Origin of the sequence: Salipiger sp., from assembly GCF_048261495.1 — a bacterium.
Taxonomy (GTDB): Bacteria; Pseudomonadota; Alphaproteobacteria; order Rhodobacterales; family Rhodobacteraceae; genus Salipiger.
Map to the genome: position 1 here is coordinate 63,191 of NZ_JBLXFX010000009.1, position 26,665 is coordinate 89,855.

Annotated in this window: 28 protein-coding genes; 11 read left to right on the forward strand and 17 right to left on the reverse strand. The window is 68.9% G+C overall.

What is annotated here, in order from left to right; all coding sequences use genetic code 11:
• Positions 1-15 precede the first annotated feature (15 nt).
• Positions 16-789: a DsbA family protein gene (locus ACN0RJ_RS17645; RefSeq protein WP_417725066.1), complete on the forward strand. Its 774-nt coding sequence runs from the start codon at positions 16-18 to the stop codon at positions 787-789.
• A gap of 10 nt (positions 790-799) precedes the next feature.
• Here ACN0RJ_RS17645 and ACN0RJ_RS17650 read toward each other — a convergent pair whose 3' ends face one another.
• The 4 genes from ACN0RJ_RS17650 to hemA form a co-directional block, all read right to left on the reverse strand.
• Positions 800-2,125 (reverse strand): sensor histidine kinase, encoded by a 1,326-nt coding sequence (locus ACN0RJ_RS17650; RefSeq protein ID WP_417725067.1) that lies wholly within the window; start codon positions 2,123-2,125, stop codon positions 800-802.
• A 4-nt stretch (positions 2,126-2,129) separates the two neighbouring features.
• Positions 2,130-3,263 carry a flavodoxin-dependent (E)-4-hydroxy-3-methylbut-2-enyl-diphosphate synthase gene (ispG, locus tag ACN0RJ_RS17655; RefSeq protein WP_417721461.1) on the reverse strand — a complete coding sequence of 378 codons (1,134 nt, stop codon included), beginning with the start codon at positions 3,261-3,263 and terminating at the stop codon, positions 2,130-2,132.
• Positions 3,264-3,404: 141 nt separating this feature from the next.
• A complete protein-coding gene (locus tag ACN0RJ_RS17660) occupies positions 3,405-5,066 on the reverse strand; it encodes a helix-turn-helix domain-containing protein (RefSeq protein ID WP_417721460.1) in 1,662 nt (553 codons plus the stop codon).
• A 325-nt stretch (positions 5,067-5,391) separates the two neighbouring features.
• Positions 5,392-6,615: a 5-aminolevulinate synthase gene (gene hemA / locus ACN0RJ_RS17665; RefSeq protein WP_417721459.1), complete on the reverse strand. Its 1,224-nt coding sequence runs from the start codon at positions 6,613-6,615 to the stop codon at positions 5,392-5,394.
• A 304-nt stretch (positions 6,616-6,919) separates the two neighbouring features.
• Between hemA and ACN0RJ_RS17670 the strand changes: the two genes are divergently transcribed.
• The 4 genes from ACN0RJ_RS17670 to ACN0RJ_RS17685 all read left to right on the forward strand — a co-directional run bounded on the left by ACN0RJ_RS17670 (position 6,920) and on the right by ACN0RJ_RS17685 (position 10,391).
• Positions 6,920-7,252 carry a 5-aminolevulinate synthase gene (locus ACN0RJ_RS17670; protein WP_417721458.1) on the forward strand — a complete coding sequence of 111 codons (333 nt, stop codon included), beginning with the start codon at positions 6,920-6,922 and terminating at the stop codon, positions 7,250-7,252.
• Positions 7,253-7,325: 73 nt separating this feature from the next.
• The gene (locus tag ACN0RJ_RS17675; RefSeq protein WP_417725068.1) at positions 7,326-8,699 is read left to right on the forward strand and encodes a M20/M25/M40 family metallo-hydrolase; all 1,374 of its coding nucleotides are present in this window, start codon (positions 7,326-7,328) and stop codon (positions 8,697-8,699) included.
• A 285-nt stretch (positions 8,700-8,984) separates the two neighbouring features.
• Complete coding sequence (locus tag ACN0RJ_RS17680) at positions 8,985-9,521, forward strand: hypothetical protein (protein WP_417721456.1); 537 nt, start codon at positions 8,985-8,987, stop codon at positions 9,519-9,521.
• Between the two features lie 15 nt (positions 9,522-9,536).
• Positions 9,537-10,391 (forward strand): alpha/beta fold hydrolase, encoded by an 855-nt coding sequence (locus ACN0RJ_RS17685; RefSeq protein ID WP_417725069.1) that lies wholly within the window; start codon positions 9,537-9,539, stop codon positions 10,389-10,391.
• Here ACN0RJ_RS17685 and ACN0RJ_RS17690 read toward each other — a convergent pair.
• Positions 10,388-11,263: a glycosyltransferase family 2 protein gene (locus ACN0RJ_RS17690; protein WP_417721454.1), complete on the reverse strand. Its 876-nt coding sequence runs from the start codon at positions 11,261-11,263 to the stop codon at positions 10,388-10,390. The two genes, ACN0RJ_RS17685 and ACN0RJ_RS17690, sit on opposite strands and share 4 nt — an antisense overlap.
• Positions 11,264-11,373: 110 nt before the next feature.
• Between ACN0RJ_RS17690 and ACN0RJ_RS17695 the strand changes: the two genes are divergently transcribed.
• On the forward strand, positions 11,374-12,117 hold the full coding sequence (locus ACN0RJ_RS17695; protein ID WP_417725070.1) for a hypothetical protein: 744 nt from the start codon (positions 11,374-11,376) through the stop codon (positions 12,115-12,117).
• A 257-nt stretch (positions 12,118-12,374) separates the two neighbouring features.
• On the opposite strand, the gene ACN0RJ_RS17700 is transcribed toward ACN0RJ_RS17695, so the two are convergent.
• Entirely contained in the window at positions 12,375-13,544 is a 1,170-nt protein-coding gene (locus tag ACN0RJ_RS17700) for an alpha-D-ribose 1-methylphosphonate 5-triphosphate diphosphatase (protein WP_417725101.1), read from the reverse strand.
• A gap of 56 nt (positions 13,545-13,600) precedes the next feature.
• Here ACN0RJ_RS17700 and ACN0RJ_RS17705 point away from each other — a divergent pair, with 56 nt between their 5' ends.
• Positions 13,601-14,284, forward strand: coding sequence for a DUF1045 domain-containing protein (locus ACN0RJ_RS17705; RefSeq protein WP_417725071.1), 684 nt, complete (start codon positions 13,601-13,603; stop codon positions 14,282-14,284).
• Here ACN0RJ_RS17705 and phnN read toward each other — a convergent pair.
• The 8 genes from phnN to phnG form a co-directional block, all read right to left on the reverse strand.
• Positions 14,266-14,808 (reverse strand): phosphonate metabolism protein/1,5-bisphosphokinase (PRPP-forming) PhnN, encoded by a 543-nt coding sequence (gene phnN / locus ACN0RJ_RS17710; RefSeq protein WP_417725072.1) that lies wholly within the window; start codon positions 14,806-14,808, stop codon positions 14,266-14,268. The two genes, ACN0RJ_RS17705 and phnN, sit on opposite strands and share 19 nt — an antisense overlap.
• Entirely contained in the window at positions 14,805-15,488 is a 684-nt protein-coding gene (phnL, locus tag ACN0RJ_RS17715) for a phosphonate C-P lyase system protein PhnL (RefSeq protein WP_417721517.1), read from the reverse strand. Before phnL ends, phnN begins: the two co-directional genes overlap by 4 nt.
• A gap of 79 nt (positions 15,489-15,567) precedes the next feature.
• Positions 15,568-16,338 carry a phosphonate C-P lyase system protein PhnK gene (phnK, locus tag ACN0RJ_RS17720; protein WP_417721450.1) on the reverse strand — a complete coding sequence of 257 codons (771 nt, stop codon included), beginning with the start codon at positions 16,336-16,338 and terminating at the stop codon, positions 15,568-15,570.
• Positions 16,335-17,198, reverse strand: a complete 864-nt coding sequence (locus ACN0RJ_RS17725; RefSeq protein WP_417725073.1) for an alpha-D-ribose 1-methylphosphonate 5-phosphate C-P-lyase PhnJ — start codon at positions 17,196-17,198, stop codon at positions 16,335-16,337. Before ACN0RJ_RS17725 ends, phnK begins: the two co-directional genes overlap by 4 nt.
• Complete coding sequence (locus ACN0RJ_RS17730) at positions 17,195-17,584, reverse strand: hypothetical protein (protein WP_417721448.1); 390 nt, start codon at positions 17,582-17,584, stop codon at positions 17,195-17,197. Before ACN0RJ_RS17730 ends, ACN0RJ_RS17725 begins: the two co-directional genes overlap by 4 nt.
• On the reverse strand, positions 17,581-18,672 hold the full coding sequence (locus ACN0RJ_RS17735; RefSeq protein ID WP_417725074.1) for a carbon-phosphorus lyase complex subunit PhnI: 1,092 nt from the start codon (positions 18,670-18,672) through the stop codon (positions 17,581-17,583). The genes ACN0RJ_RS17730 and ACN0RJ_RS17735 overlap by 4 nt, the downstream gene beginning before the upstream one ends.
• Positions 18,672-19,238 carry a phosphonate C-P lyase system protein PhnH gene (gene phnH / locus ACN0RJ_RS17740; RefSeq protein ID WP_417725075.1) on the reverse strand — a complete coding sequence of 189 codons (567 nt, stop codon included), beginning with the start codon at positions 19,236-19,238 and terminating at the stop codon, positions 18,672-18,674. Before phnH ends, ACN0RJ_RS17735 begins: the two co-directional genes overlap by 1 nt.
• A complete protein-coding gene (phnG, locus tag ACN0RJ_RS17745) occupies positions 19,238-19,702 on the reverse strand; it encodes a phosphonate C-P lyase system protein PhnG (RefSeq protein WP_417725076.1) in 465 nt (154 codons plus the stop codon). Before phnG ends, phnH begins: the two co-directional genes overlap by 1 nt.
• A 98-nt stretch (positions 19,703-19,800) precedes the next feature.
• On the opposite strand from phnG, the gene phnF reads away from it, so the two are divergent.
• From phnF to ACN0RJ_RS17765, 4 genes are all read left to right on the forward strand, one after another.
• Positions 19,801-20,574 (forward strand): phosphonate metabolism transcriptional regulator PhnF, encoded by a 774-nt coding sequence (gene phnF / locus ACN0RJ_RS17750; protein ID WP_417725077.1) that lies wholly within the window; start codon positions 19,801-19,803, stop codon positions 20,572-20,574.
• Between the two features lie 31 nt (positions 20,575-20,605).
• The gene (locus ACN0RJ_RS17755; RefSeq protein WP_417725078.1) at positions 20,606-21,787 is read left to right on the forward strand and encodes an alpha-D-ribose 1-methylphosphonate 5-triphosphate diphosphatase; all 1,182 of its coding nucleotides are present in this window, start codon (positions 20,606-20,608) and stop codon (positions 21,785-21,787) included.
• A gap of 122 nt (positions 21,788-21,909) precedes the next feature.
• Positions 21,910-23,082, forward strand: coding sequence for a M24 family metallopeptidase (locus ACN0RJ_RS17760; protein WP_417725079.1), 1,173 nt, complete (start codon positions 21,910-21,912; stop codon positions 23,080-23,082).
• Positions 23,079-23,840: an Asp/Glu racemase gene (locus ACN0RJ_RS17765; RefSeq protein WP_417725080.1), complete on the forward strand. Its 762-nt coding sequence runs from the start codon at positions 23,079-23,081 to the stop codon at positions 23,838-23,840. The genes ACN0RJ_RS17760 and ACN0RJ_RS17765 overlap by 4 nt, the downstream gene beginning before the upstream one ends.
• A gap of 22 nt (positions 23,841-23,862) precedes the next feature.
• Here the strand turns inward: ACN0RJ_RS17765 and ACN0RJ_RS17770 are convergent, their stop codons facing one another.
• The 3 genes from ACN0RJ_RS17770 to phnE (ACN0RJ_RS17780) are packed head-to-tail and all read right to left on the reverse strand — an operon-like array spanning position 23,863 to position 26,638.
• A complete protein-coding gene (locus tag ACN0RJ_RS17770; RefSeq protein ID WP_417725081.1) occupies positions 23,863-24,474 on the reverse strand; it encodes a chloramphenicol acetyltransferase in 612 nt (203 codons plus the stop codon).
• Positions 24,474-25,778, reverse strand: a complete 1,305-nt coding sequence (gene phnE / locus ACN0RJ_RS17775; RefSeq protein ID WP_417721440.1) for a phosphonate ABC transporter, permease protein PhnE — start codon at positions 25,776-25,778, stop codon at positions 24,474-24,476. The genes ACN0RJ_RS17770 and phnE (ACN0RJ_RS17775) overlap by 1 nt, the downstream gene beginning before the upstream one ends.
• Positions 25,778-26,638: a phosphonate ABC transporter, permease protein PhnE gene (phnE, locus tag ACN0RJ_RS17780; RefSeq protein ID WP_417721439.1), complete on the reverse strand. Its 861-nt coding sequence runs from the start codon at positions 26,636-26,638 to the stop codon at positions 25,778-25,780. The genes phnE (ACN0RJ_RS17775) and phnE (ACN0RJ_RS17780) overlap by 1 nt, the downstream gene beginning before the upstream one ends.
• Between the last annotated feature and the right edge of the window lie 27 nt (positions 26,639-26,665).

Consider the following 26,665-nt stretch of genomic DNA (forward strand, 5'->3'; position numbering starts at 1 on the left):
AAGGATACCCCTCCGATGCCGATCCGTCTGCCCCGCCGCATGGCCGCCCTTGCCCTGGCTTCGACCCTGTCTCTCGGGACCGCCGCCGGCGCCGAGGGCGTCGACCTGTCGACCATGACCCCGGAGCAGCGCGAGCTGTTCCGCGCCGAGGTCCGCGCCTACCTTCTCGACAATCCCGAGGTCATCATGGAAGCGGTGAACGCGCTGGAGTCCCGTCAGGCCGAGCAGCAGGCGCAGGGCGACGTCCAGCTTGTTCAGGACCATGCAGAGGCGCTGTTCGATGACGGCTATTCCTACGTCGGCGGCAATCCCGACGGCGATATCACCATCGTCGAGTTCTCGGACTACCGCTGCGGCTACTGCCGCAAGGCCCATCCCGAGATCAGCGAGCTGATCGAGAGCGACGGCAACATCCGCATCATCCTCAAGGAATTCCCGATCCTCGGCGAGGCCTCGACCACCTCGTCGCGCTTTGCCCTCGCCACCCTGCTGGAGGCGGGCCCGGAGGCCTACAAGACCATGCACGATGCGCTCATCACGCTGCAGCAGGACCCGACCGAGCCGGTGCTGCGCCGCCTCGCCACGACCCTCGGGCTCGATGCCGACGCGATCCTCGCCCGCATGGGCGACGAGGAGATCACCCGCCGCATCGACGACACCCGCGCGCTTGCCCGCGACATGCAGATCAACGGCACGCCGAGCTTTGTCTTCGGGGACCAGATGCTGCGGGGCTACGTGCCGCTCGACGCGATGCGGCAGGTGGTGGAGGAACTGCGCTCGGAGGGCTGAGGCCCCGCGCTCAGCGCCGTTCCTGCGCGCCCTCTTCGGCGGCGGCGGCAGGAAGATGAACCTCGATGCGGGTGCCCGCGCCCGCATCGGAATGCAGCAGGATCGTGCCGCCGGACTGTTCGACGATCCCGCGCACCATGGCCAGGCCCAGGCCCGACCCGCCGCCGACCGGGCGCGTGGTGAAATAGGGTTCGAACACCATCGCCTGCACCTCCTTCGGGATTCCGGGCCCTTCGTCGGAGATTTCGAAACAGACCCCCGGCGGGTCGAACAGCAGGCTCCGCCCCGCCCGCATCGAGATCGCCCCGCCCTCGGGCATCGACATCACGGCGTTGCTGACCAGTTCCAGAAGGGCGGCGTCCAGCTTGCTCTCGTCCACGTGGATCACCGGCAGCGAGGCATCGACCTGGAACCACAGCCGGTAGCGGTCGTCGAACATGTAGCCGGCGACATCCTTCAGATTGGCGACCACCGTGGCGGGGCTGACCCGCGCCGGGTTGAGCCGCGCCTTGCTGCTGAGCGCCAGCAAACGCCCGGTCAGCTCCGCCCCGCGCCGCGCCGCCTGTTCGGCCTGGTTCATCAGCGCCTCGCGCTCCGAGGGGGTGTCGGTCAGGCGGGCCAGTTCCACGTTGCCCAGAACCGCCGTCAGCAGGTTGTTGAAATCATGCGCGACGCCCCCGGTGAACCGCGACAGGGCGGTACGCTGCGCCTGTCGCGAGCGCGCCTCGGTCGACGCGTCGAGTTCGGCATGGGTGCGGGTCACCTCGCGCAGAACCAGCAGGTAATAGGCAAAGGAGGCCAGCAGGAGGAAGGTCAGCATCAGCGTGTCGGGGCTCAGCGCATCCTGCCACCATAGCCAGCCGATCCGTCCCGCCAGACCGATGCACAGCAGGATCAGGTCGGTGAACAGGAACAGCTTCAGATGCGCCCGGAAGGCCATGGTGTTGAGCCCGGCGATGATGAGCAGGAGCAGGGAATAGACGTCGAAGATCGGCCTGTCGGCCACCCAGAGCCACATCCCCGCCATCAGGTAGCTGGCACCGGCAAGACTGACGGAGCACAGCGCCGGAACCGCGTCCTTCCAGGTTCCGCGGTCGGGCAGACGCGCCATGGTGCGGCCGTGCAGCGCACCCGCCGCGACCTTCAGCGCGAAGAACGCCAGCAGCTGCCAGTAGCCGTAGAGGAAGAAGAACAGCCCGGCCCCGGTGCCCAGAAGAGCGATCCGCAGCGGCCATCCCCGGATGTACTGCCGTTCGGCCGCCTTGACGCCGGTGAAATCGAGACGAGCATCCGGACCGGCAGGACTGCCGCCGCGGAGGGTCCGCCCGTCTTTCACGGGATCATTCCGCCGCTTGCGGTGTCTGTGAGGCACGCGCTTCGATCTCGGCGGCCTTCTTTTCGACTTCCTCGACGATGTGCTCGATCATCCGCTCGTTGGACATCTTGTGGCTGGCCTTGCCCGCAAGATAGACCATGCCGTGCCCTGCCCCGCCGCCGGTGAAGCCGACATCGGTCATCAGCGCCTCGCCGGGGCCGTTGACCACGCAGCCGATGATGCTGAGGCTCATCGGCGTCTTGATGTGCTCCAGCCGCGTTTCCAGCGCCTCGACCGTCTTGATGACGTCGAAGCCTTGGCGCGCGCAGGACGGGCAGGAGATCACGTTGACGCCGCGATGGCGCAGGCCGAGCGATTTCAGGATTTCGAACCCGACCTTCACCTCCTCGACCGGATCGGCCGAGAGACTCACGCGCAGCGTGTCGCCGATGCCCATCCACAGCAGGTTGCCGAGGCCGATCGCGCTCTTGATCGTGCCGGAGGTCAGCCCCCCCGCCTCGGTGATGCCGAGATGGATCGGCTTGTCCGTGACCTCGGCCAGCCCCTGGTAGGCGGCGGCCGAGAGGAACACGTCGGACGCCTTCACGCTGATCTTGAACTCGTGGAAATCGTTGTCTTCGAGGATGCGGATGTGGTCGAGCGCGCTCTCCACCATCGCCTCGGGGCACGGCTCTCCGTACTTTTCCAGAAGGTGCTTTTCGAGACTGCCGCCGTTGACGCCGATCCGCATGGAACAACCGTGGTCGCGCGCGGCGGCGATCACCTCGCGCACGCGCTCGGGGCTGCCGATGTTGCCGGGATTGATGCGCAGGCAGGCGGCGCCGGCCTCGGCGCTCTCGATGCCGCGCTTGTAGTGGAAGTGGATGTCGGCGACGATCGGGACCGGGCTTTCGCGCACGATCTCCTTCAGCGCCTTGGACGACGCCTCGTCGGGGACCGAAACGCGCACGATGTCGGCCCCGGCATCGGCAGCGCGCTGGATCTGCGCCACGGTGCCGGAAACATCGGTGGTGAGCGTGTTGGTCATGGTCTGGACCGAAATCGGAGCACCGCCGCCCACGGGCACGTTCCCCACCATGATCTGACGCGATTTCCGGCGCTCGATGCTGCGCCACGGCCTGATGGGGTTGTGGCTCATGCGAACAATCCTTTCCTGCGTCTCATCATCATGCTCCCCCGGAAATGTCGCCATTCCGACCGGAGGTAAAGGTCACACTCGAACTTGTGATAATGTGGGGTGCCCGAACGGGTGTGACAACGGGGAATTTTGTGGCCGAAGCTACTCCGAAAGTCCCGTACCGCTGTTCAATTCCGCAACCACCCGTTCCAGATCCGCGTCACGTGCCGCATCCGCGACCTGGTAGCTTTGCGTCAGGTTCGACACCGAGAGCGCCAGGTTCTTGGTGACCGATCCGCGCGGTCCGACCGGGCCGTAGGTCTGGCCGTTCACGGCAAAGTAGATCGCGCCGGATTCGCCCACGCGCAGGGTCGAGGGGTCTTCGGTCGCGGGCACAGTCCAGGTGTCGCCCGCGTTCATGATCGTCTCGTAGATCACCGAGCCGTCGGCGGAGCGGACGCGCACCCAGGCCGGGCGCACGGCGATCATCGTCACGCCGGGCGCGCCGTCTTCGAGCACCTTGGGCATGGCGGGCGTCGCCGCAGAGGCCACCAGCGTGGCACCCGACGCCTGTCCCAGGTCGGCCATGACCCGGCGCAGATCCTCGTCGCGGCCCGCTTCGACCGGCTTGTAGGCGGCGTTCAGCACTTCGGAGACCAGCGGCAGATCCGAGGTCACCTTGCCGCTCGGGCCGACCGGGCCGAAGACCTTGCCGTTCATCGAGAAATAGACCGCGCCGGATTCCCCGACGTTCAGCTTGGGTTCCAGTTCGCCGCGCGGCACGGCCCAGGTGTCGCCGGGGTTCATCACGCGCTCGTAAAGGATGCCGCCATCCGTGCCGCGGATGCGCACCCAGGCGGGGCGGACGGCGATCACGGTCAGGCCCTGCGCGGACAGCCCCGACACGCGGGATTGCCCGGCAAGCGAAGGAAGCCCTGCGACGGCGCCGTCGAGACCGGCGATCACGCTTTCCGAACCGTCCGGCGCGGCGCCGAGCTTCGGCATGCGGGTGTTCTCGGCACGGGCAAAGGCGCCCACCGTGGCCGGGTCCAGCGAGGAGATCGGCGCATCCCGCGCCACCAGCACCGGCACGTCGAGCGCCTGCGGGCGATAGAGACGGTCGAGCGCGTCGCCGGAGGCGGGGGGCGAGAACGGCCCGGCCCCGTTGGCCGAGGCGACGGCCTCTTCGCCCTCGGGCAGAACGGCAGTCCCGGCCCCGTCGAGCGGGTCGAGTTCGCTCAGCACCACCGGGGTCTGATCCACCGGGGCAAGCTGCACGCGCTGCACTTCGCGCAGCACGGCGTAGCCGCCGTAACCGATTCCGCCGATCAGCGTCATCAGCACCAGCAGGGACCCGATGGCCCCCGGCTCGATCCGGGACAGGAAGGATTCGCCCTTGGGGGCGAAGGGCATGCGCGGCTGCTCGAACGGATCGCGTGCGGCCGGGCGCTGCGGCATGTCGTCGAAACTGGGCTTGCGGATGGTCGAGGCCTTGGCCGACATGCCGTGCGCGACGGAAAAGCCGCTTTCCTTGCAGAATTCGGCAAAGCATTCGTCGGGGTCCATGCCGAGATAGCGCGCATAGGACCGCACGTAGCCCGCGATGAATCCGGGTGTGTCGAAGGCGGAAGGATCGCAGTTCTCGATCGCGGCGATATAGCTGGCCTTGATGCGCAACTCGCGTTGCACGTCGAGCAGGGATTTGCCCATCGTCGCGCGCTCGCCGCGCATTACGTCGCCAAGACGCAGCGCGAAGTCGTCGAACCCGCGGGGGCCCTCGTCTTCCACGCCTTCATCCTTGCGAGGGTGCTTCCGCCCGATCATGCGCTATACCCTGTTACCGCTATCCCAAATGGTGCCTGCCCAATCACGCTTCCGCGATTCGCGTTGCGTGCTTTATTGATACAACGTTAGCACATCACAACCGTATTTACAGGGATTCCGCAGGGATAGGCGTGGTATCGCGCAAGCTCCGGGACGGCTTCGCGCGCCGTCATTCCTTAAAGAACGCCCCTGAAACGGTTCAAAGCGTTCACCTATTCGCGATCATCCTCCCGCGCCTGCGACACCGGCGCACGGGGCGCATTGCAACGAAAAACGGCTCCGGACGCCGTGCGCCGGAGCCGTTTTCCCTCACCCTGCCGTGAGGTCAGGCCGAAAGTTCCTGCCGGTTGAGCGCGCAATGCGACCACAGTTCGTCCAGCGCACGGATGAGCGCATCCATCTCGCGCGGGCCGTGGACCGGCGACGGGGTGAAGCGCAGACGCTCCGTCCCGCGGGGCACGGTGGGAAAGTTGATCGGCTGAACGTAAATGCCGTAACCGTCCAGCAGCATGTCCGACAGCTTCTTGGTGTGCTTGGGATCGCCGACGATCAGCGGCACGATGTGCGAGCCGTGGTCGATGATCGGCAGGCCCATCGCCTTGAGGCGGGTCTTGAGGATCTTCGCCTGCGTCTGGTGCCGCTCGCGCAGCGCGCGGTCGGTCTTGAGATGCGCGATGGAGGCCGCCGCCCCCGCCGCCACCGCCGGCGGAATCGAGGTGGTGAAGATGAACCCCGGCGCATAGGACCGCACCGCGTCGCACATCCTGAACGAGGCGGCGATATACCCGCCGAAGACACCGAAGGCCTTGCCCAGCGTGCCGTTGATGATGTCGATGCGGTGCATCAGGCGGTCACGCTCGGCCACGCCGCCGCCGCGGGGGCCGTACATGCCGACGGCGTGCACCTCGTCGAGATAGGTCAGCGCGTTGAATTCGTCCGCAAGATCGCAGATCGCCTCGATCGGGCCGAAATCGCCGTCCATCGAATAGACGGATTCGAAGGCGATCAGCTTGGGCGCGGCGGGATCGTCGGCTTCGAGCAGCTCGCGCAGATGCGCGAGGTCGTTGTGGCGGAAGATCCGCTTGGCGCCGCCGTTGCGCTTGATCCCCTCGATCATCGAGGCGTGGTTCAGCGCGTCGGAATAGATGATGAGGCCGGGGAACAGCTTGGGCAGGGTCGACAGCGTCGCGTCATTGGCGATGTAGGCCGAGGAAAAGACCAGCGCCGATTCCTTGCCGTGAAGATCCGCGATCTCGGCCTCGAGCCGCTTGTGGTAGACCGTGGTGCCGGAGATGTTGCGCGTTCCGCCCGACCCGGCGCCGGTGGCGTCGATGGCTTCGTGCATCGCAGCGAGGACGACCGGATGCTGCCCCATGCCGAGGTAATCGTTGCCGCACCAGACGGTGATCGGCTGTTCGTTGCCGTCGGGCTTGCGCCATGTCGCATGGGGAAACTGGCCGTTCTTGCGTTCGATGTCGATGAACGTGCGGTAGCGGCCTTCCTCGTGGAGGCGGTCAAGGGCCTGGTCGAGCGTCGCGGTGTAGTCCACCGTGGTCTCCTTCTTCGTCTCGGGCCGCGTCGTTGCGCGGCAGGAAGGGGGTGTAACCACCCGCATTCAAGTTCGTGAATGGATAGCGGCCACAAGTCTGCATGTCCACCGTTTAGAAAGAGACTAAGAGTCGCGGCCTTGATTTGCATCAAGCCTTTTGTCGCGGTCGGATCAATTCCGACGAAAGTCCGGTTTCCCATACTGTCCGGACGACGTGCATCGGCGCACTCTGTCCCCGTGACGCGCCGTGCCGTCTCCCCCCCGACCATTCTGTCGGCGGGTGTTTACCCGGATCATTTCACCCATGCCCTTCGCCCTCGCCGCCCTGCCCGCCGCCCCCCTTCTCATCCTTGCCACCGCCTTTGGCTACGCGCTTGCCACCATCGGCATGAAGACCGCGGCGGACGGCCATCACATTCCCGGTATCGTACTGGGAATAATCGGATTTTTCATCGCCGGCCTGTCCGAGATCGTGCTGATGCGGCGGCTGGACCTGTCGCTCATCTACATCCTGATCGTGGCGGCCGAGACCATGCTCGTGCTCGGCTATGCGATGGTCATCGGCGAGGGCTTCGGCCTGCGCCAGATGGCCGGCGCGGCGCTGATGCTGGCAGGCCTGGCGGCGGTCACCTCCTAGGGCGGCCGGCACTGGACAGCGGCGGTCCGGCTGCTACGCTCCGGCACAATTCCCTGTGAAGGAGATCATCACAATGTCGCTGGACCCCGTCCTTTCCCGCATCGACTCGGAGTTGCCGCAGGCCACCGGACGCCTGCTCGAACTGCTGCGAATCCCCTCGATCTCGACCGATCCGGCCTACAAGGGCAAATGCCAGACCGCCGCCGACTGGCTGGTGGCGGACCTCGCCTCGATCGGAATCGAGGCGTCCAAGCGCCAGACCCCCGGTCATCCGATGGTGGTCGGCCACGTGGACGGCCCCGGCCCGCACCTTCTGTTCTACGGCCACTACGACGTGCAGCCGGTCGATCCGCTGGAGCTTTGGGACAACGACCCCTTCGATCCGCAGATCGAGGAGACGCCCGCGGGAAAGGTGATCCGCGGCCGCGGGTCCTCGGACGACAAGGGGCAGCTGATGACCTTCGTCGAAGCCTGCCGCGCCTGGAAGGCGGTGCACGGCGCCCTGCCCTGCAGGATCACCTTCTTCTTCGAGGGCGAGGAGGAATCCGGCTCCCCCTCGCTCGTGCCCTTCATGAAGGAGAACGCGGAGGAGCTCAAAGCCGACATCGCGCTGATCTGCGACACCGGGCTGTTCCAGTCGCGCACCCCCGCGATCATCACCATGCTGCGCGGGTTGCTGGGCGAGCAGATCACCATCACCGGCCCCGACAAGGATCTGCACTCGGGCATGTACGGCGGCGTCGCGCGCAACCCGGTGCGGGTGCTGACCAGGATCCTCGGCGGGCTGCATGACGATAGCGGCGTGGTGCAGGTGCCCGGCTTCTACGACGGCGTTCCCGACCTGCCGGCCGACATCGCGGAGCAGTGGAGCGCGCTCGATTTCGACTGGCAGCGCTTTCTCGGCGACGTCGGCCTCTCGGTCCCCGCGGGCGAGGCCGGGCGCACCCCGCTCGAGATGATCTGGTCCCGCCCCACCGCCGAGATCAACGGCATCTGGGGCGGCTATACCGGCGACGGCTTCAAGACCGTGCTGCCCTCCAGGGCCTCGGCCAAGGTCAGCTTCCGCCTCGTCGGCCAGCAGGACCCGCATGCGCTGCGCGACAGCTTCCGCGCCTGGGTCACCGCGCAGTTGCCCGAAGATTGCACCGTCGACTTCCACGCCCACGGCGCCTCGCCCGCGAGCGAGATGTCGACCACCCACCCCGCCTTCGAAGCCGCCCGCGTCGCGCTGTCCGAGGAATGGGACACCGACGCCGCTTATGCGGGCTGCGGCGGCTCGATCCCGATCGCAGGCTACTTCAAGACCTATCTCGACATGGATGCGATGCTGGTGGGCTGGGCCAAGGACGACGACCAGATCCATTCCCCGAACGAGAAGTACGACCTCGAGAGCTTCCACAAGGGCATCCGCAGCTGGGCCCGCATCCTCGACGCCGTCACGAAGTGACGCCGGCGGCGACCGGAGGGGGCCCCTGCGGGGCGGCCCTTCCGGTCCCGCGGGGCCTCGGCGCGAGGGCCGGGGAAAGGTTTACGCTGGGTAAGATTTCAGGCGAAGATGCGGCGCGCGAACCGCTGACGCAGAGGCAAGTGGCGGGGATTTAAGTAAAAATATAGCCCTCTGACACCATGAAAACGTTTGTATGCCCCATTGGCCGCCACAATCTGCCACAATCCTCCCCTACACGTTAACCCGAGCACAAGAACCGTAAACGAGCAGGAGAGGAGAGGGACCATGAGGAAATACGCTTTCCGCAAGATGACCCAGGACGATTTTGCAGCACGGGTGAGGCGCCTGGATTCCGGTTACGGACGGACCGTGATCGGGCGGACCGAAGCCCCGGTGAACGAGCGTCCCTTCCTGTCCATCCTCGGCGGCTTCGTGCTGGCCTACGTGGTGATCTCGGTCGCGCGGAACCGCGAATTCCTCGAAGACAGCCTGCACCAGGGCAACCTGCCGGCGCAGTATCACCAGGTGATCTTCGGCGTGCTGGCCGCGCTGCTGGCGATTTCCGCGGTGATGGTGCTCTATCACCTGTTCCGCTGGACGACCAAGCGCGGCGCGAAAAAGCGCAACTCGGGCAGCCTGCTGGCCGGTGCCATGGCGGCGGGCGTGCTGATCTACACCCCCGCCAGCGTCTTCGAGGCCGGGTTCAACATGCTCGACCCGAACTCCCGCCAGATCATCCTCGCCGCGACCTCCTCGGTGCAGGAGACGCTGCCCGGCGTTGACTTCGGTTCGGTCGCCTTCGTATCCTCCCAGGGGAACTAGGCCGGGAGGGGCACCGTGGCAATTGCAGAGGTCAACGGACAGCAGATCGCGTATGAAGCGGCAGGCGACGGCCCGCCGCTTTTGTTGTTGCACGGCTACCCGCAATGCCGCGCCATGTGGCGGCCCATCGCACCGCGCCTCGCGCCGCATTTCACCGTGATCACCGCCGACCTTCGCGGCTACGGCGACAGTTCCAAGCCGGACGGCGTGGAGGCGATGAGCTTTCGCAACATGGCCGACGACATGGTCGCGCTGATGGCCGATCTCGGGTTCGACCGCTTCCGCGTCGTCGGTCACGACCGGGGCGCCCGCACGGCGCACCGCATGGCGCTGGATCACCCCGACCGGGTCGAGGCGCTGTCGCTGCTCGACATCGTGCCGACCCACCACCTCTTTGCCGACCTGACCAAGGAGGTGGCAAAGGCCTATTACCACTGGTTCTTCCTCGCCCAGCCCGCGCCCTTTCCGGAAACCATGATCGGCCACGATCCCGAGACGTATTTCATGCGCTGCCTCGTGGGTTTCGGCAAAGCCGAGCTGTCCGATTTCGACCCCGAGCTTCTGGACATCTACCGCGCCTCCTGGGCGATGCCGGGGGCCATCGCGGCGGGCTGCAACGACTACCGCGCCGCGATCGAGGTCGATTTCCACCACGATGCCGCCGATCTGGGACGCCGGGTTTCCTGCCCGGCGCAGGTGCTCTACGGCGCCGACGGCGCGATGGCGCAGTTGATGGACGTTCCGGCGACCTGGGCCGACCGGCTGGCGGACATGACCGCCGCGGCCATCCCCGGCGGGCACTTCTTTCCCGACCAGTCGCCCGCCGAAACCGCCGAGGCGCTGCTCGCCTTCCACGCGGGCCGCGCCTAGAACAGCCCGTCGAAGCGTTCCGGCAGTCGGTAGAGGTGGTCGTACTCCGGGCGCTCGAACTGCCAGTAGCCGGTTTCTCCGCGCCTCTGCCAACTGCGCTGCATCCGCTTGCGCAGCCAGGACAGATCGAAGCCCTCCTGCATCTGCATCGCGGCGAAAGCCTCGAACACGGCGCGGTCCTCGCCCCGCGCCCCGGCGAACCAGTGCCGCCCGATGGCGGCCTCGCGGACATCGGCGCCGACCTCTTCGGCGACGCGGTTGCGCTGGTTCATGGTGGCGACGTAGTTGGGGAAATCGCAGAACTTCAGGTGGAAGAGGTAGAGCGGATCCGGGGTGAACAGCTTGCTCGCCTGGGTGAAATGCCCGCCCCGCGCGATCTTGGTCCCGAGCGATATCACGCAGGGCTTGGAATAATGCGGCGCAAGGCGCACGTGGCGGCGCGGGCCGAGGATGACCCCGTCCGCCGGTTCGGTTTCGAGGTCGATGCGGTGCACCACCTCGAGGCCCACCGGCGTCAGCACGCGGCGCAGCGGCTGGTCGCGCAGCCAGTCGAGCAGGCTGCCCCCCTCGGCCGGATCGAGCGCGACCAGCTCGTCCACGTCGCCGACGATGACGTGGGAATAATAGCTGCGCAGCCCGTTCACGATGCCGTTCAGCAGCCGCCAGCGCTTCATGTCGAAGTTGGGATGCGGATCGCCCGGAATGCCGATGACGTTGCAGCCCTCTGCCTGCGCCGCCACCGCCGCGCCGCGCCCGTGATTGACCACGTAGCAGTTCTCGCGCCCCAGCAGGGTGCCGTAATGGCGCAGCCAGGCGGCCAGGAAAAACGCGTCGTCCCGCACCATGGTGACGGCGGCTGCCACGCTCTGCATCTGTCGGCCCCTTCGTTTTTTGCCAGCATAACGCCCGGACCGCGCGATGAGAATCGCCAATCTCGGCGCGCGCGGCTAACGTGGCAGGCAAAACACGAGGTGGCGGGCGGATGGTCGCACAGGAGTTCCAGGAAACCGGCTGGCAGTTCGCGCTGACCGGCCACGGCATCACCCGCTACCAGGTGATGGGAGAGCGGTCGTCGGGGACGAATTTCGTCAAACGCCTGATCGGCAAGAACACCGCGCTCGCCCCGACCGAGGAACTGGGCTGGAAGCACGGCTTCCCGATGATGACCGCCATCCCCGCCGACACCGCCATCGTCTGCATCGTGCGCCATGCCGGGGACTGGGCCCGCTCCATGCACATGAAGCCATGGCACTGCCCTCCCGAGATGCAGCGCCTCGGCTTTTCCGACTTCCTGCGCGCCGAGTGGGAGACCGTCGCCGACCGCCCGCGCTACTTTCCGCAGGTCGCGGCGCTCGGGGGGCAGGGTCGCCCGCTCCAGCACGACCGCGACCCGATCACGGGACGGCCCTTTGCCAATATCTTCGCGCTGCGGCGGGCCAAGCTGCAGGGGCTGCTCGGCTATTTCGACCGCGGATGCTCGCTGATCCTGGTGCGGCTGGAGGCGGTACAGGGCGCGCCGCAACTCTTTCTCGACGACCTCGCCGCGCGACTCTCGCTCGAACGCCCCGGCCCCTTCGAGCCGGTGCACAAGCGGCTCGGCGCGCGGTTCCTCGCCTCGGTCGAGCATCGCCCCCCCACCCCGCCGAGGCTGACCGAGGACGACCGGCTGTTCCTTCAAAGCCAGCTCGACCTCGGGACCGAGGCCGCACTCGGCTATCGCTACTGACCCGGGCGGACGGCGCCATGCGGAACCCGCGTCGCCGCCCCGGGTCTGTCCCGCGACACCGGGGCGATCCGCGCCCTACCCGGCCTGCTCGCGGTTGCCGCCGCGCCGGGCACCGTCGTCCCTGGCATCCTGCTGTGCGGGCCGGGGCGACAGGATGGCGGACACCCGTTCCCGGGCCCGCTCCCGATCCTCCCGGCGGACCCCGCCGCCCACGCCGGGACCATGATCGCCAAGGTCCGGCAGGCACGCCGGCGCGCTCAGCCCACCTGACGCCCGTGCGACCACACGCCCCGGATCGCGGGCACGCCCTCGACCAGCCGGACCCGCACGAGATCGCCGTGCAGCCCTGCGGCGATGCGGCCGCGGTCGGTCAGCCCCGAGGCGCGGGCCGGTGCCGAGGTCACGGTCGCGACCGCGCGCGGCAGGTCGTCCCAGATCTCGGCCAGCCGGAAGGCCGACGACATCAGCGCCGAAGGCACGTAGTCCGACGACACGATGTCGAGCAGACCGCGCCGGGCCAGGTCCTCGGCCGCGACATTGCCGGAATGCGACCCGCCCCGGATCAGGTTGGGCGCCCCCATCATCACCGCGATGCCCCGGTCGTGGCAGGCCTGCGCCGCCTCGACCGTGGTCGGGAACTCCGCCAGCCGGATGCCGTGCGCCGCGCTCACCGCCACATGCGCCGCGGTTGTGTCGTCATGGCTTGCCAGCACCGCGCCGAAACGCTGCGCGGCGGCCACCGCCCCGGCCTCGTGCGCGGCACCGAGCCGGGCGTGGATCGCGGTGAGGTTGGCGACATGATCGCCGAACTCCGACTCCGACAGCCCGTGCTTGCCGCAGACGTAGTCCTTCAGCTTGGACAGGTCTCGGAATTGCCGCTGCCCCGGCGTGTGATCCATGATCGACACCAGCCCGACCCGGTCCGGGGCGCCGAACTCGGCCAATTCGTCGAGCAGCGTCTCGGAACAGACCTCGGCCCGCAGGTGCAGGAAATGGCTGATCCGCAGCATCCCCCGGCGCCGCGCCGCCAGCAGTTCGTCGGCCAGCGCCCGGGCATACTTGCCGTAGCGCGCCTTGGTTTCCGACACGACCGAGCCGACCCGCATCGCGTCGAACACCGTGGTGATCCCGACCGAGGCCAGCTCTCCGTCATGCGCCATGATCGCCGAGGCATGGGGCCAGTCGACCTTGGGGCGCGGCTGGATATGGCGTTCGAGGTTGTCCGTATGCAGCTCGATCAGGCCGGGGATCAGCAGGTCGCCCTCGCAATCGACCCCGAAGGCGCTGCCCCCGGTGTCCACCGCCTCGATCCGCCCGTCCACCAGCCGGACGGAGCCGCGCACGACCTCCCCCTCCAGCACGAGGCGCGCATTGCGCAGCACCATCTCGCCGCTGGCCGTCACATGGCCAAAGCCCATCTCGCCCATCATCTGCCCTTTCCGCCGTCATTTGCCTGTGACATGACCGCCGTATGCCGACCGCCATGACCGAATATTCCCGTTTCGCCGTGTACTACGCCCCGGAACCCGGACCGCTCGCCGATTTCGCCGCCGCCTGGCTCGGCTGGGACCCGGTCGCCGCGGCACCCGTGGCGCATCCCGACCTGCCCGGCCTGCCGATCCCGGTGGAGGCGATCACCGCCACCCCGCGCAAATACGGCTTCCACGGCACGCTGAAGCCGCCGTTCCGTCTCTCCGGGTCCCGTGCCGCGCTGGAAGCCGACCTCGCCGCGCTCGCCGCCCGCACCGCCCCGGCAGAGATGCCCGGCCTGGAACCGGGCCGCATCGGCACCTTCCTCGCCCTGACCCCCACGGGCGACACGGCGCCGCTGGCCGCCCTCGCCGCCGCCTGCGTGCGCGATCTCGATCCGCACCGCGCGCCGCTGACCGAGGCGGACCTCGCCCGCCGCCGCAAGGCGCGCCTCACCCCCCGGCAGGAGGAACACCTCACCCGCTGGGGCTATCCCTACGTGATGGAGGATTTCCGCTTCCACCTCACCCTGTCGGGCAAACTTTCCCCCGAGGCGGCCGGGGCGACCATCGACGCGCTCCGCCCGGTGCTGGCACCGCTGCTGCCGGTTCCCTTCCGCATCGACGCTCTCTGCCTCTTCGGAGAGGCGGAGGACGGGCGCTTCCACCTGCTCCACCGCTACGCCCTCACCGGCTGAAGCAGCGTCACGAGGCGCGCGACGGCCTCCTCCAGCGGCCCGGAATTGTCGATCTCGCAGACCGTCAGGCCCTGCGGCAACGGCAGCGCCGCGCGCTCCAGCCGCAGGGCGATCTCCTCCGCGCTCTCCCGGCCGCGCGCCCTCAGACGCTGCGCGAGGATCTCCGGGCGCGCGGTCACGTACAGGATGCGCAGCGCCGGAAACATCGCGACCGCCTCGCCCAGCATGGCGCGCGATGCATTGAACAGCGCGGGCCGCCCCGCCGCGATCACCTCGCGGACCGATGCCGGAATGCCGTAGCGCAGCCCGTGCGCCCGCCAGTGCAGCACGAAGGCCCCGGCCGCCGCGCGCCGTTCGAACTCCGCCGCGTCGACCCCTTCGAAATCCTCGCCACCCGCCGCCTCGGGCCGGGTGATGACCCGGCGCACGAGGGACAGCTCCGGCAGATGCGCCGCCGCCGCCGCCATCAGCGTGTCCTTGCCGGCACCCGAGGGGCCGACGATGGCGAAGAGCCCCCCGGTCACGCCGCCCGCTCCGGCACGAAGGCCGAGACATCCACCTCCCGGTCGCAGACCCGCTCCCGCGCGCCGACGTCGTGAAAGATCCCGACGATCGCCGCGCCGCGCGCCTTGGCCTCGCCGATCAGCGCCAGCACCACCTCCCGGTTGGCCGCATCGAGGCTCGCCGTCGGCTCGTCCAGCAGCAAGGCCGGGAAATCATGGGCGAAGCCGCGCGCGATGTTGACGCGCTGCTGCTCGCCGCCGGAAAAGGTCGTGGGCGACAGCGACCAGAGCGCCTCGGGAATGTTGAGCCGCGCCAGCAGGGCGCGCGCCCGCGCCAGCCCCGCCTCCCGCGTTCCGCCCGCCGCCAGCACCGGCTCGGCCACCACCTCCAGCGTCGGCACCCGGGGCACGACCCGCAGGAACTGGCTGACATGGCCCAGCACCTCGCGGCGCAGCGCCAGCACCTCGCGCGGCGCCGCCCGCGCCACGTCGGTTCCCCCCACGACGATCGACCCGCCGTTCACCAGGTAGTTGCCGTAGATCATCCGCATGAGCGTGGATTTCCCCGCCCCCGAATTGCCGGTCAGCGCCACGCATTCCCCCGGCGCCACGCTCAGCGACGCCCCGCCCATCACCGGGATCACCGCCCCGCCCTGGTTGTGCAGAACGAAACTCTTGGAAACATCCGCCACCCGGATCATCGCATCCATCCGCCCTGTCCTTCTCTGGTTCAAAAATATCCTCGGGGGTCCGGGGGCAGACAGCCCCCGGTCCGGCGTGTCAGACCTGCAGCACGCTGGAAACCAGCAACTGCGTGTAGCCGTGCTGCGGATCGTCCAGCACCTGATCGGTGAGGCCGGTTTCCACGACCCGGCCCGATTTCATCACCATCAGCCGGTCCGCCAGCAGCCGCACCACGGCCAGATCGTGCGTCACGATCACAGCCGACAACCCCATCTCGCGCACCAGCCCCCGCAACAGGTCGAGCAAGCGCGCCTGAACCGAAACATCCAGCCCCCCGGTGGGTTCGTCCATGAACACCAACCGCGGCCCGGTGACGAGGTTGCGGGCGATCTGCAGCCGCTGCTGCATCCCCCCGGAAAACGCGCGCGGCCGGTCGTCCACGCGATCGGCCGCGATCTCGACCCGGCCCAGCCAGTCCACCGCCTGCTCCCGGATCTGCCCGTAGTGGCGCGCACCGACCGCCATCAGCCGCTCGCCGACGTTGCCGCCCGCAGAGACGCCCATCCGCAGCCCGTCCCGCGGGTTCTGGTGGACGAAGGCCCAGTCGGTGCGCCCGAGCATCCGCCGCTCCGGCTCGGACATCGACAGCACGTCGCGCGGTCCTTCGGCCCGGGTGTCGAAGATCACCTCGCCCGCGTCCGGCACCAGGTGCCCCGCGAGGCAGGAGAGCAGCGTCGACTTGCCCGACCCGCTCTCGCCCACGATTCCCATGACCTCGCCGGGATGAAGATCGAAGCCGACCCCGCCGCAGCCAAGTCGAGCGCCGTAGGTCTTCGTCAGGTTGCGCACGGACAACAGCGGTGTCATGCCAGTTCCTCCCCTGCCAGCGCGCCGCGGTGACCGTCGGCCCGGCGCCCGGCGCAGAAATCGGTGTCCGAGCAGACGAACATCCGCCCGCCCGCATCGTCCGTGATGACCTCGTCGAGATAGCTGGTCCCGCAGCCGCAGAGGTCGCAATCGTGCGCCGCCTTGCTGGCCTCGAAGGGGTGGTCCTCGAAATCGAGGCTGACGACCTTCGTATGCGGCGGGATCGCGTAGATCCGCTGCTCCCGCCCTGCGCCGAACAGCTGGATCGCGGCGCTCTCAAGCTTGGGATTGTCGAACTTCGGGATCGGGCTCGGGTCCATGACATACCGCCCCTCGACCTTGACCGGATAGGCATAGGCGGTCGAGATCGCACCGTTGTGGGCGATGTCTTCGTAGAGCTTCACATGCATCAGCCCGTAATCCTCCAGCGCATGCATCTTCCGCGTCTCGGTCTCGCGCGGTTCCAGAAACCGCAGCGGCTCCGGGATCGGCACCTGGTAGACAAGGATCTGGTCCTCGGTCAGCGGCTCTTCGGGGATGCGGTGGCGGGTCTGGATGAGGCTGGCCTCGCGGGTGCGCTCGGTCGTCTCCACCCCCGCCGTCCGCTGAAAGAACTTGCGGATCGACACCGCGTTGGTGGTGTCGTCCGCGCCCTGGTCGATGACCTTGAGCCGGTCCTCCGGGGTCAGGCAGGCCGCCGTCACCTGCACGCCGCCGGTGCCCCAGCCGTAGGGCATCGGCATCTCGCGGCTGGCAAAGGGCACCTGGTAGCCGGGGATCGCCAGCGCCTTGAGCAGCGCGCGGCGGATCATCCGCTTGGTCTGCTCGTCGAGATAGGCAAAATTGTACTGGTCGCTCACCGCCCGTCCTCCGTGAAGAGATAGACCTCGCCCCAGACGATCTCGTCGCCGAGGTCGGGATCGCGGAACGCCTCCAGCAGCGCCGCATCCGGCGCACCGTCGGAATCCACCGGCAGGTCGGCGGCCGAGGCGATGCGGGTCACGTGCTCGATATTGCCGGCAAAGGCACCGCATTCGGCGAGGTGTTCGGAAAGCTGGACCTCCGCCTCGGCGGGCGAGGCCGCCGAGAGGCAGATCCACAGCACCGCGAGGGCGCTGTCGCGGTCTTCCTCCTCGAAAAAGGGCGACTCCTCGCCCGGCATCCGGATCGCCTCGACCAGCGCGCAGTACCAGCCTTGCCCGCCGGACAGCGGCGGGATCCTCACCCCCTGGTAAACCGTCGTCATTCCGCCGCCTCCTTCATGGCCGGGCGCGTGAGGGCCTCGGCCCGCATCTTGCGCACAAGTTCAAGTTCGGACTGGAAGTCCACGTAATGCGGGAGTTTTATGTGTTCGAGGAACCCCGTCCCCTGGATGTTGTCCGAATGCGCCAGCACGAATTCCTCGTCCTGCGCCGGGGCGCCGATGTTCTCTTCGCCCAGTTCCTCCCAGCGCAGCGCCCGGTCGACCAGCGCCATGGAGATCGCCTTGCGTTCGGTCTGCCCGAAGACCAGCCCGTAGCCCCGCGTGAACTGGGGAGGTTCCGTCCTGGACCCGGCAAACTGGTTGATCGTCTCGCATTCGGTGAGGGTCAGCTCGCCGATGCAGACGGAAAAGCCCAGCTCGGGGATTTCCATCTCGACCTCCACCGCGCCGATGCGCAGCTCGCCCACGAAGGGATGGTTGCGCCCGTAGCCGCGCTGGGTGGAATAGGCCATGCCGAGCACGAAGCCCTCGTCGCCCCGGGTCAACGCCTGCAGGCGCAGCGCCCGGTCGGCGGGGTATTCCATCGGCTGCCGGGTCATGTCGGCGGGCTCATCCTCGGTGCGAACTTCGCCCTGTATCAGCCCGTCACGGTTCAGAAATTCCGTGATACGCGGCTTCGGCGCCGCGTCGGGGTCGGCGGTCCGCGCCCTTGGCAGCCCGCCCTCGGCGGCGAGTTTGAAATCCAGCAGCCGGTGGGTGTAGTCGAAGGTCGGCCCCAGCACCTGCCCGCCCGGCGCGTCCTTGAAGGTCGCGCTGATGCGGCGATCGCAGCGCATCGCCCCGGTGTCGACCGGCAGCGACGCGCCCAAGCGCGGCAGCGTGGTGCGATAGGCGCGGATGAGAAAGATCGCCTCGATCAGGTCGCCGCGCGCCTGCTTGATCGCCAGCGCCGCGAGGTCGGGATCGTGGAGCGAGCCTTCGGCCATCACCCGGTTCACCGCCAGCGTCATCTGCTCGCGGATCTGCGCGACCGACAGCTCCGGCACCGCGGGATCGCCGCGGCGTTCCTCGGCCAGCCAGTCGTGCGCCGCGTCGATCGCCCGTTCGCCGCCCTTGACTGCAACGTACATCAGAGGTCCTCCACGATGGTGGTGCGGGGCAGCGCCGCGAGCGTATCGCCGCAGGTGAAGATCATGTCGCGGCCCAGCGGGAACAATGCGCGGTTGCGGCGGAATTCGACGCTCCGGGGCAGCGACAGCCGCGCCTCGGTGCGGATGCCCGGCCCGGTGAGGCGGGCGCCCTCCTCGGAAAGGCTGTCCAGTTCCGCGATCAGCGTGACCGAGCGGTCGGGGTAGTCGGGCGTTCCGATGCGATAGCCCTCGAAGGGGGCCAGCGCCTCCCAGCGGCCGAGGGCAAAGACCGCCTCCTCCCGGCCCGCCAGCGGCGCCCCGGTGTGGAAGGCCACCCAGTCCCGCACCTCCGGGCCGTCATGGCCGGGGGCGAGGTAGAGCGGCGTCTCGCGGTCGCAGAGGGTCAGCAGCAGCACCGCCGCCGCGACCGAGACCGGCGCGGGCGCTTCGGCGCCCTCGACCCGGTGCAGGCGCCCCGGGCGGGCCATCGCATCCAGCGCCGCGCGGAAGGCGCGCGCCGCCATCACCGGCGCGTCGGCAAAGCCGCCTGTCAATCCGTCGGGCATCAGTCCTCTCCCCGTACCATGGTGAAAAACGCGACCTTGGTCGCCTCCGCGCGCGCCGCGCGGGCCAGCCGTGCCGCCTGCTCGGCCCCGGCCAGCGGGTCGAGCACCGCCGCCCGCACCGCCGACGCGTCCGGCCCGGTCATCATAGCATCGACCAGCGCCGCCGCTTCGGCATGGGTCTTGTCGCGCCCCTGCACATGGGCGTGGCCGACCTCGCCGGTGTCGAGCCGAAGCGCACAGCGGGTCACGGTCATCTCGCCGAGATTGAAGGGCGCGCCGGTGCCCCCGGTGCGCCCGCGCACCATCACCCCGCCGACCTCGGGACGGCGCAGCCAGGTGAACCCGGGCCGCGCGACGGCGCGCATCAACCCCGCGAGGCGGGGCGCGGGGGCGCGGGCCAGGAGGCCCATCCAGGCCTGCCGCTCCGCGGTGTCGATCTTCGTGGCGGTCTTCGTGGCGTTCATCTGGACAACCTTGCGAATTTGTCTAGGACACTATACAACTAGACAAATCATAGCCCCAAACCGGGCTGGATCACAAGTGCCGGATGCGTGAACTTTCCATGACAACAAGCCCCCCTCCCGCCCGCAGGACCCCGGTCTGGCAGGCCATTGCCGCCACGATCGAAGGCGAAATCGCCCGCGGGCACTATTCCGCCGGGGACAAGCTGCCGACCGAGGCGCAGCTTTCCGCGCGATTCGGCGTCAACCGGCACACCGTCCGGCGCGCGCTGCAGGACCTTGGCGAACGCGCGCTGGTGCACAGCCGCCGCGGCGCGGGTGTCTTCGTCACCGCCGCCCCGATGGACTACCCCATCGGCGGGCGGGTGCGCTTTCACCGCAATGTGCGGGCCTCCGGTCGGCTGCCGGAAAAGCGCGTGCTGCGGATCGAGACCCGACCCGCCGACGCCACCGAGGCCGAGGCGCTGGCCCTGGCGCCGGGGACGCCGCTGGTGGTCTACGAGGGGCTGTCGCTGGCCGGGGGCGCGCCCATCGCGCATTTCGTCTCGGCCTTTCCCGCCGACCGCCTTCCCGCCCTTGCCGCGACGCTCGAGGAGGTCTCCTCCGTCACCGAGGCGCTGCGCCGCAACGGGGTTCACGACTACACGCGCGCCCACACGCGCCTGACCGCCGAGGCCGCGACCGCCACCCAGGCGCTGCACCTCAACCTGCGCGAGGGCGCGCCGCTGCTGCGGTCGGTCGGGGTCAACATCGACCCGGAGGGCGTGCCTCTGGAATACGGCGTCACCTGGTTCGCCGGGGATCGCGTCGCGCTGACCGTCGCGGCCGAGAGCGAAGTGACACAACGTCATGCGGGTGACACAGACACCCGCTAGAGCTGTGGAAAACTCCGGGCAGGCTTTGAAAATGACCATGATGCTCCCTCCCCTGCGCTTTGTCGGCGCAACGATCCTCCGCGACGGCGAGATGCAGAAGCGCTCGCTGGTGATCGAGGACGGCCGCATCACCAAGGGCCCCCTGCCCGAGGTCGACCTGGCCGGCTACCTGATCCTGCCGGGGATCATCGACCTGCACGGCGACGCCTTCGAACGCCACATCGCGCCGCGCCCCTCGGCGCCGTTTCCGATCCTGTCGGGGCTGCGCTCCACCGATCGCGAGGCGGCCTCGCACGGGGTCACGACCGCCTGGCTCGCCCAGTGCTGGAGCTGGGAAGGCGGGATGCGCGGGCCCGACTATGCCGAGCAGGTGATGGCCGCGCTCGACGGCTACCGCCCGCGCGCGCTGACCGACCTGCGGCTGCAGATCCGCTGCGAGACGCACATGCCGGAAACCCGCGCCCGGCTGATCGCGGCGGTCCTGCGGCACGGGATCGACTATGTCATCTTCAACAACCACCTGCCCGAGACGCTGGCGATGACCGAAACCGCGCCCGCCCGCATCGCGCAGTTCGCCGAGCGGCAGGGGCTGGCGCTCGAGGTTTATACGGCGGCGCTGCAGGCGGCCAGGGACCGGGCGCGGGACGTGCCGCGCCATCTCTGCGCCATGGCCGAAGCCTTCGACGCGATGGATGTGCGCTACGGCAGCCATGACGACCCCGATGCGGAGACCCGCGAATACTACCGGATCCTCGGGGCGCGGATCGCTGAATTTCCCACCACGGCGGGGGCGGCCAAGGTCGCCCGCGCCTGCGGCGACCCGGTTCTGATGGGCGCGCCCAACGTGGTGCGGGGCCGGTCGCAGGCGGGCAATGTCTCGGCCCTGACGCTGGTCGCCAACGGGCTCTGCGACGCGCTGGTTTCGGACTACCATTATCCCTGCCTCGCGCAAGCGGCCTGGGTGCTGGTCGACCGCGGGCTGTGCACCCTCCCCGAGGCCTGGGCGATGATCTCGACCAACCCCGCCGAGATCATGGGGCTGGGCGACCGCGGCACGCTGGCACGCGGGATGCGCGCCGACCTGGTGGTGGTCAACGAAACCACCCGCGAGGTCGAGGCAACGGTGAGCGGCGGCCGCCTGACCTATCTCGCCGGGGAGGCCGGATCGCGCCTCGTCGGCGCCATGCAGACGGTGCGCCTCGCGGCGGAATGACTCCGCCCCGGCGCGCCGGGCTGCCCGACATGCCGCATCCGGGGGCGCGGCGGCGCAATGCGCGCGCGACATGTCGCAAGCGGGATTGACGGCCGGTCGCGGGGCGTGATGCTCTCGACCGCATGGCCAAGGATGCCGCCCTCCCCGCGCGCGGGTTTTCCGACGACGAATTCCGCGCCCGCACCGCGCTGGCGCAGGAGCGGATGCGTGCCGCCGGGATCGACGCGCTGCTGCTCACCACCGAACCCGAGGTGCGCTATTTCACCGGCTTCCTGACCCGCTTCTGGGAAAGCCCGACCCGGCCCTGGTTCCTCGTGGTGCCGGCCCGGGGCGATCCGGTCGCCGTCATCCCGAGCATCGGCGCGGCGCTCATGCGGCAGAGCCGGCTGTCCGACATCCGCTGCTGGCGGTCGCCGGATTACGCCGATGACGGCGTGTCGCTGCTGGCCGCCGCCCTGGCAGAGCGGGTGCCCGCCAGCGGAACCATCGGCGTTCCCGACGGGGCCGAGACCCACCTGCGGATGCCGCTGTCGTCCTGGGCCGCGCTGAAGGACCGCCTGCCGGACCGCCGCTTTGCCGGCGACGCGGGCATCCTGCGGCAGTTGCGCATGGTCAAGAGCCCGGCGGAAATCGCCAGGATCGCCGCCGCCTGCGCCGTCGCGGGCCGCGCCTTTGCCCGGGTGAGGGAGATCGCCCGCCCCGGCGTGCCCCTGTCCGAGGTCTTCCGGCGGTTCCAGATGCTCTGCCTCGACGAGGGGGCGGACTGGGTGCCCTACCTTGCCGGGGGTGCCGCGCCCGGCGGCTACGGCGACGTCATTTCCCCCGCCACCGACCGCCCGCTGGCGCGGGGCGATGTGCTGATGCTCGACACCGGGCTCGTCCTCGACGGATATTTCTGCGATTTCGACCGGAATTTCTCGATCGGTGCGCCCGCGCCCGAGGTCGCGCAGGCCCATGATCGCCTGCTCGACGCGACCCGTGCCGCCTTCGATGCCGCCCGGCCCGGCGCCACGGCGGCCGAGCTGTTTCACGTCATGGACCGCATCTGCACCGGGGGCGCCGGGGGATCGGACGCGGGGCGGTTGGGCCACGGGCTGGGGATGCAGCTGACCGAGCCGCCCTCGCTCATTCCCGCCGATGCGACGGAGCTGCGCCCCGGCATGGTGCTGACCCTCGAACCGGGGATCTCGCTGTCCTCAGGTCGCATCCTCGTCCACGAGGAGGACATCGTGATCCGCGACGGCGGCGCCGACTGGCTGTCGCCGCCCGCCACCGCGCTGGAGGTGCTGACATGACCCGTCCCTTTCCCCACAGCCTGACCGCCGCGCCGCCGGTTCAGATCGGGCTGGTCGTGCTGCAATCGGACGAGACGCTGGAGCTGGATTTCCGCCGCCTGATCCCGACCGGGGTCGAGCTGTTCGCGACCCGCGTGCCGTCGGGGGACGAGGTGACGCCGGAAACCCTCGCCGCGATGGAGGCGCATCTTTCCGGCGCCGCCGCGCTGTTCCCGCGCGCGGCGCGCTTTGCTGCGGTCGGCTACGGCTGCACCTCGGGCACCGCGCAGATCGGCGCGGCCGAGGTCGCGCGGCAGATCCGCGCGGGCTGCCGGACCCGCGCCGTGACCGAGCCGGTATCGGCGCTGGTGGCGGCCTGCCGGGCGCTCGGGGTGACACGGCTGGCGCTGCTGTCGCCCTATGTCGAGACGGTGTCGCGACGGTTGCAGCAGGTGCTGGCCGCGCAGGGGATCGCCACGCCGGTCTTCGGCAGTTTCGAGGTGGCCGAAGAGGCGCGGGTCGCCCGGATCGACGGCGCCTCGATCATGACCGCCGCCGAGTCGCTGTTGCGCACGGAGGAGGTGGACGCGCTGTTCCTGTCCTGCACCAACCTGCGCACGCTCGACATCATCCCGGCGCTGGAAGCGCGGCTGGGCCTGCCGGTGCTGTCGAGCAATCAGGTGCTGGCCTGGCACCTGATGGAGATCGCGGCCGTTGCCGCCCCCGCCCCGGCGCCGGGGCAACTGTTCGCGCGGTCCGCGGCGCGGCGCGAGGCCTGAGCCACCGCCGCAGACGGCGGGTTCAGGAATATCGGTCGAGAAAGGCCTCGATCGGCATGTGCCGGAAATCCGGCAGCCTGTCGCGCAGCGTCTCGTGATCCCAGTCCCACCACGCGAGGTCGAGCAGCCGCGCCACCACCTCCGGCGGAAAGCGCATCCGCATGGGCCGGGCCGGAATGCCGGTGACGATCTCGTAGGGGGCCACATCCCGCGTCACCACCGCCGAAGAGGCGATCACCGCGCCGTGGCCCACGGTGACCTCCGGGCGCACGACCGCGCCGTGACCGATCCAGGTGTCATGGCCGATCACCGCCCGGCGCGCTCGGCGCCGGTCGAAAAAGGCCTCGTCCCGCTCCGCATCGTCCCAGTAATCGTCCGAGCGATAGAGGAAATGGTGCAGCGACGCCTGCTGCATCGGGTGATCCGTCGGCCCGATCCGGGTGAAGCTGGCGATATTGGCGAACTTGCCCACGGTTGCGTTGGCGATGTCGGCATAGCGGTCGCAATAGGAATAATCGCCCATCTCCACATGCGCGAGCCGCGAGCCGCGCCCGATCTCGACGAAGCGCCCGAAGCTGCAGGCGACCGTCTCGCAATCGGGGTGAAAGAAGGGCTCCAGGCCCAGCCGCGCCATCATGCGCCCCGGATCAGCCTGCGCCGCAGCCAGCCCGACAGGCTGTCCATGGCCATGACCATCAGCACGATCAGAACGATGTAGTAGCTCACTTCTTCCCAATCCTTCTGGGTGATCATCGCCTGCGTCAGCAGCAGGCCGATGCCGCCCCCGGTGATCGCGCCGATGATGGTGGCCGAACGGGTGTTGGATTCCAAGTAGTAGAGGATCTGCGAGATCAGCACCGGCGTGATCTGCGGGATCACCCCGAAGCGGTAGCGCTGCAGCGGCTTCGCCCCGGTCGAGGCGACGCCCTCGGTCTGCTTGGCGTCGACGTTCTCCAGCGCCTCGGAGAACAGCTTGCCGAAGGTGCCCGTGTCGGTCAGCAGCATCGCCAGCGCCCCGGTCATCGGCCCCGGTCCGAAGGCGCGAGACAGCACGATGGTCCAGATCAGCCCGTCGACGCCGCGCAGGAAATCGAACACCCGCCGGGTGGCAAAGCGCAGCGCCATCAGCGGCGCGAAGTTCCGGGCCGACAGGAACGCCAGCGGCAGCGCGATGATCGCCGCGCCGAAGGTGCCGAGGAAGGCCATCAGGATCGTTTCGAACAGTGCCCAGGCCACGTCGGCGTGGCGCCACATGGCGTTCTGCCAGAAATCGTGCCAGGCCCCGGAGAGGTTCGACCGCGCCGGGTCGATGCGGTCTCCGAACAGGATCTCGCCCGCGCCGTGGCCGTGATAGGGGCTGTCGAGCGTGAAGAAGAACAGTTCCCAGCCGGGAAAGTAGCGGAAGACCTCGGTCTTGGTGCGGGTCAGCGCGAGGCGGCCGTGATCCGTGGTGATCTGCAGCCGCGTGCCCGAGGCCGAGATCCAGTCCGGCAGCTCGCCCGAAAGGTCCGAGACCACCGCGCGCCCGTCGATCCGCGCCTCGACCGTCCGGAAGCCGGGAATGTCGAAGCGGACCGCGTTCTCCGGCAGGAAGGTGACCCGGTAGCCGTCGCCGAGGTCGATCACCGTCCGCGCCCCGTCCACCGCGACCCATTCGGGCGGGCGGCCGTCGGGATAGGCGCCCTTGCGCTCGCCCTCGATGGCGACGGACAGCGCGCCGGAGCGGTTGTCTCGGGTGACGTGGGTCTTGTAGCTCCAGGTGTCGCGGACCAGCGCGTGGGCGTTGTCGATGCGCACGCGGTCGGCAAGGCCGGGGATGTCGAAGGCGAAGAAGATGTAGACCAGGTAGGCCAGCACCACGGCGGGCAGACCGAAGGACAGGAGGCGCTTGTGGGCGAACAGCCGGTCGGCGCGGGCCTGAAGGACGAGAGGTTCCATCAGCGGGCCTTCTTCTCTGCGATCATCGCGTTGCGGACATGGGAGGAGAGCTGGTCGAAGATCACGATGGCGAGGAACAGCAGCAGGAAGATCGCCGCCGCCTCGTCGAACTTGCCCTGCCCCCAGGACATGGCGTTCTTGAGCTCGTAGCCGATGCCCCCCGCCCCGACGAAGCCGAGGATGGCGGAGGCGCGGATGTTGATCTCGAAGCGCAGCAGCGCGTAGCTGAAATAGTTGGGCGAGACCTGCGGCACGATGCCGAACCACATGCGCTGCAGCCAGCCCGCCCCGACCGAGGCGAGGCCCTCGACCGGCTTGAGGTCGGCGTTCTCGTTGACCTCCGAGAACAGCTTGCCCAGCGCACCGGCGGTGTGAAAGGCGATGGCGATCATCGCGGGCACCGGCCCGCCGCCGAGAACGAAGATCAGCACCAGCGCGATGACGATTTCCGGCACCGCGCGCAGGATGTCCATGAGCCGGCGGAACACCGGGATCAGGCGCGGCCAGCGCGCCAGTCCGCGCGTCGAGAGCAGCGACAGCACCATCGCCAGCCCGGCGCCGGTCAGGGTCGACACGGCGGCGATGTTGATGGTCTCGATCAGGGCCGGCAGATAGGTCACGAGGTGGCCGGGAAGCAGCGCGAGCTTGGGCGCGGTGTCGCGCAGCACGTCGGCCGGGAAATCGAAGACATGCGGCAGGCCGGACCAGAACCCGCCGGCGTTGCGGTCGTCCGCCAGCATGAAGCCCGCGACCATGAGCGCCACGAAGATGCCCAGCGTCAGGCTGCCGTAGAGACGCTTGCGCGCCATCAGCGCCATGTAGTGTTCGCGGGTGTCGAAGGGGGTGTCTGTCGGGGTCATCTCGGGCTTTCGGTTGCGGCCGCGCGG

Excerpts from the sequence above, each read along its gene's own strand:
- ACN0RJ_RS17645 (WP_417725066.1), top strand. The coding sequence starts at position 16 with ATGCCGATCCGTCTGCCCCGCCGCATGGCCGCCCTTGCCCTGGCTTCG.
- ispG (WP_417721461.1), bottom strand. The coding sequence starts at position 3,263 with ATGAGCCACAACCCCATCAGGCCGTGGCGCAGCATCGAGCGCCGGAAA.
- ACN0RJ_RS17660 (WP_417721460.1), bottom strand. The coding sequence starts at position 5,066 with ATGATCGGGCGGAAGCACCCTCGCAAGGATGAAGGCGTGGAAGACGAG.
- ACN0RJ_RS17670 (WP_417721458.1), top strand. The coding sequence starts at position 6,920 with ATGCCCTTCGCCCTCGCCGCCCTGCCCGCCGCCCCCCTTCTCATCCTT.
- ACN0RJ_RS17675 (WP_417725068.1), top strand. The coding sequence starts at position 7,326 with ATGTCGCTGGACCCCGTCCTTTCCCGCATCGACTCGGAGTTGCCGCAG.
- ACN0RJ_RS17680 (WP_417721456.1), top strand. The coding sequence starts at position 8,985 with ATGAGGAAATACGCTTTCCGCAAGATGACCCAGGACGATTTTGCAGCA.
- ACN0RJ_RS17690 (WP_417721454.1), bottom strand. The coding sequence starts at position 11,263 with ATGCAGAGCGTGGCAGCCGCCGTCACCATGGTGCGGGACGACGCGTTT.
- ACN0RJ_RS17695 (WP_417725070.1), top strand. The coding sequence starts at position 11,374 with ATGGTCGCACAGGAGTTCCAGGAAACCGGCTGGCAGTTCGCGCTGACC.
- ACN0RJ_RS17700 (WP_417725101.1), bottom strand. The coding sequence starts at position 13,544 with ATGGGCGAGATGGGCTTTGGCCATGTGACGGCCAGCGGCGAGATGGTG.
- ACN0RJ_RS17705 (WP_417725071.1), top strand. The coding sequence starts at position 13,601 with ATGACCGAATATTCCCGTTTCGCCGTGTACTACGCCCCGGAACCCGGA.
- phnL (WP_417721517.1), bottom strand. The coding sequence starts at position 15,488 with ATGATCCGGGTGGCGGATGTTTCCAAGAGTTTCGTTCTGCACAACCAG.
- phnK (WP_417721450.1), bottom strand. The coding sequence starts at position 16,338 with ATGACACCGCTGTTGTCCGTGCGCAACCTGACGAAGACCTACGGCGCT.
- ACN0RJ_RS17730 (WP_417721448.1), bottom strand. The coding sequence starts at position 17,584 with ATGACGACGGTTTACCAGGGGGTGAGGATCCCGCCGCTGTCCGGCGGG.
- ACN0RJ_RS17735 (WP_417725074.1), bottom strand. The coding sequence starts at position 18,672 with ATGTACGTTGCAGTCAAGGGCGGCGAACGGGCGATCGACGCGGCGCAC.
- phnH (WP_417725075.1), bottom strand. The coding sequence starts at position 19,238 with ATGCCCGACGGATTGACAGGCGGCTTTGCCGACGCGCCGGTGATGGCG.
- phnG (WP_417725076.1), bottom strand. The coding sequence starts at position 19,702 with ATGAACGCCACGAAGACCGCCACGAAGATCGACACCGCGGAGCGGCAG.
- phnF (WP_417725077.1), top strand. The coding sequence starts at position 19,801 with ATGACAACAAGCCCCCCTCCCGCCCGCAGGACCCCGGTCTGGCAGGCC.
- ACN0RJ_RS17755 (WP_417725078.1), top strand. The coding sequence starts at position 20,606 with ATGACCATGATGCTCCCTCCCCTGCGCTTTGTCGGCGCAACGATCCTC.
- ACN0RJ_RS17760 (WP_417725079.1), top strand. The coding sequence starts at position 21,910 with ATGGCCAAGGATGCCGCCCTCCCCGCGCGCGGGTTTTCCGACGACGAA.
- ACN0RJ_RS17765 (WP_417725080.1), top strand. The coding sequence starts at position 23,079 with ATGACCCGTCCCTTTCCCCACAGCCTGACCGCCGCGCCGCCGGTTCAG.
- ACN0RJ_RS17770 (WP_417725081.1), bottom strand. The coding sequence starts at position 24,474 with ATGGCGCGGCTGGGCCTGGAGCCCTTCTTTCACCCCGATTGCGAGACG.
- phnE (WP_417721440.1), bottom strand. The coding sequence starts at position 25,778 with ATGGAACCTCTCGTCCTTCAGGCCCGCGCCGACCGGCTGTTCGCCCAC.
- phnE (WP_417721439.1), bottom strand. The coding sequence starts at position 26,638 with ATGACCCCGACAGACACCCCCTTCGACACCCGCGAACACTACATGGCG.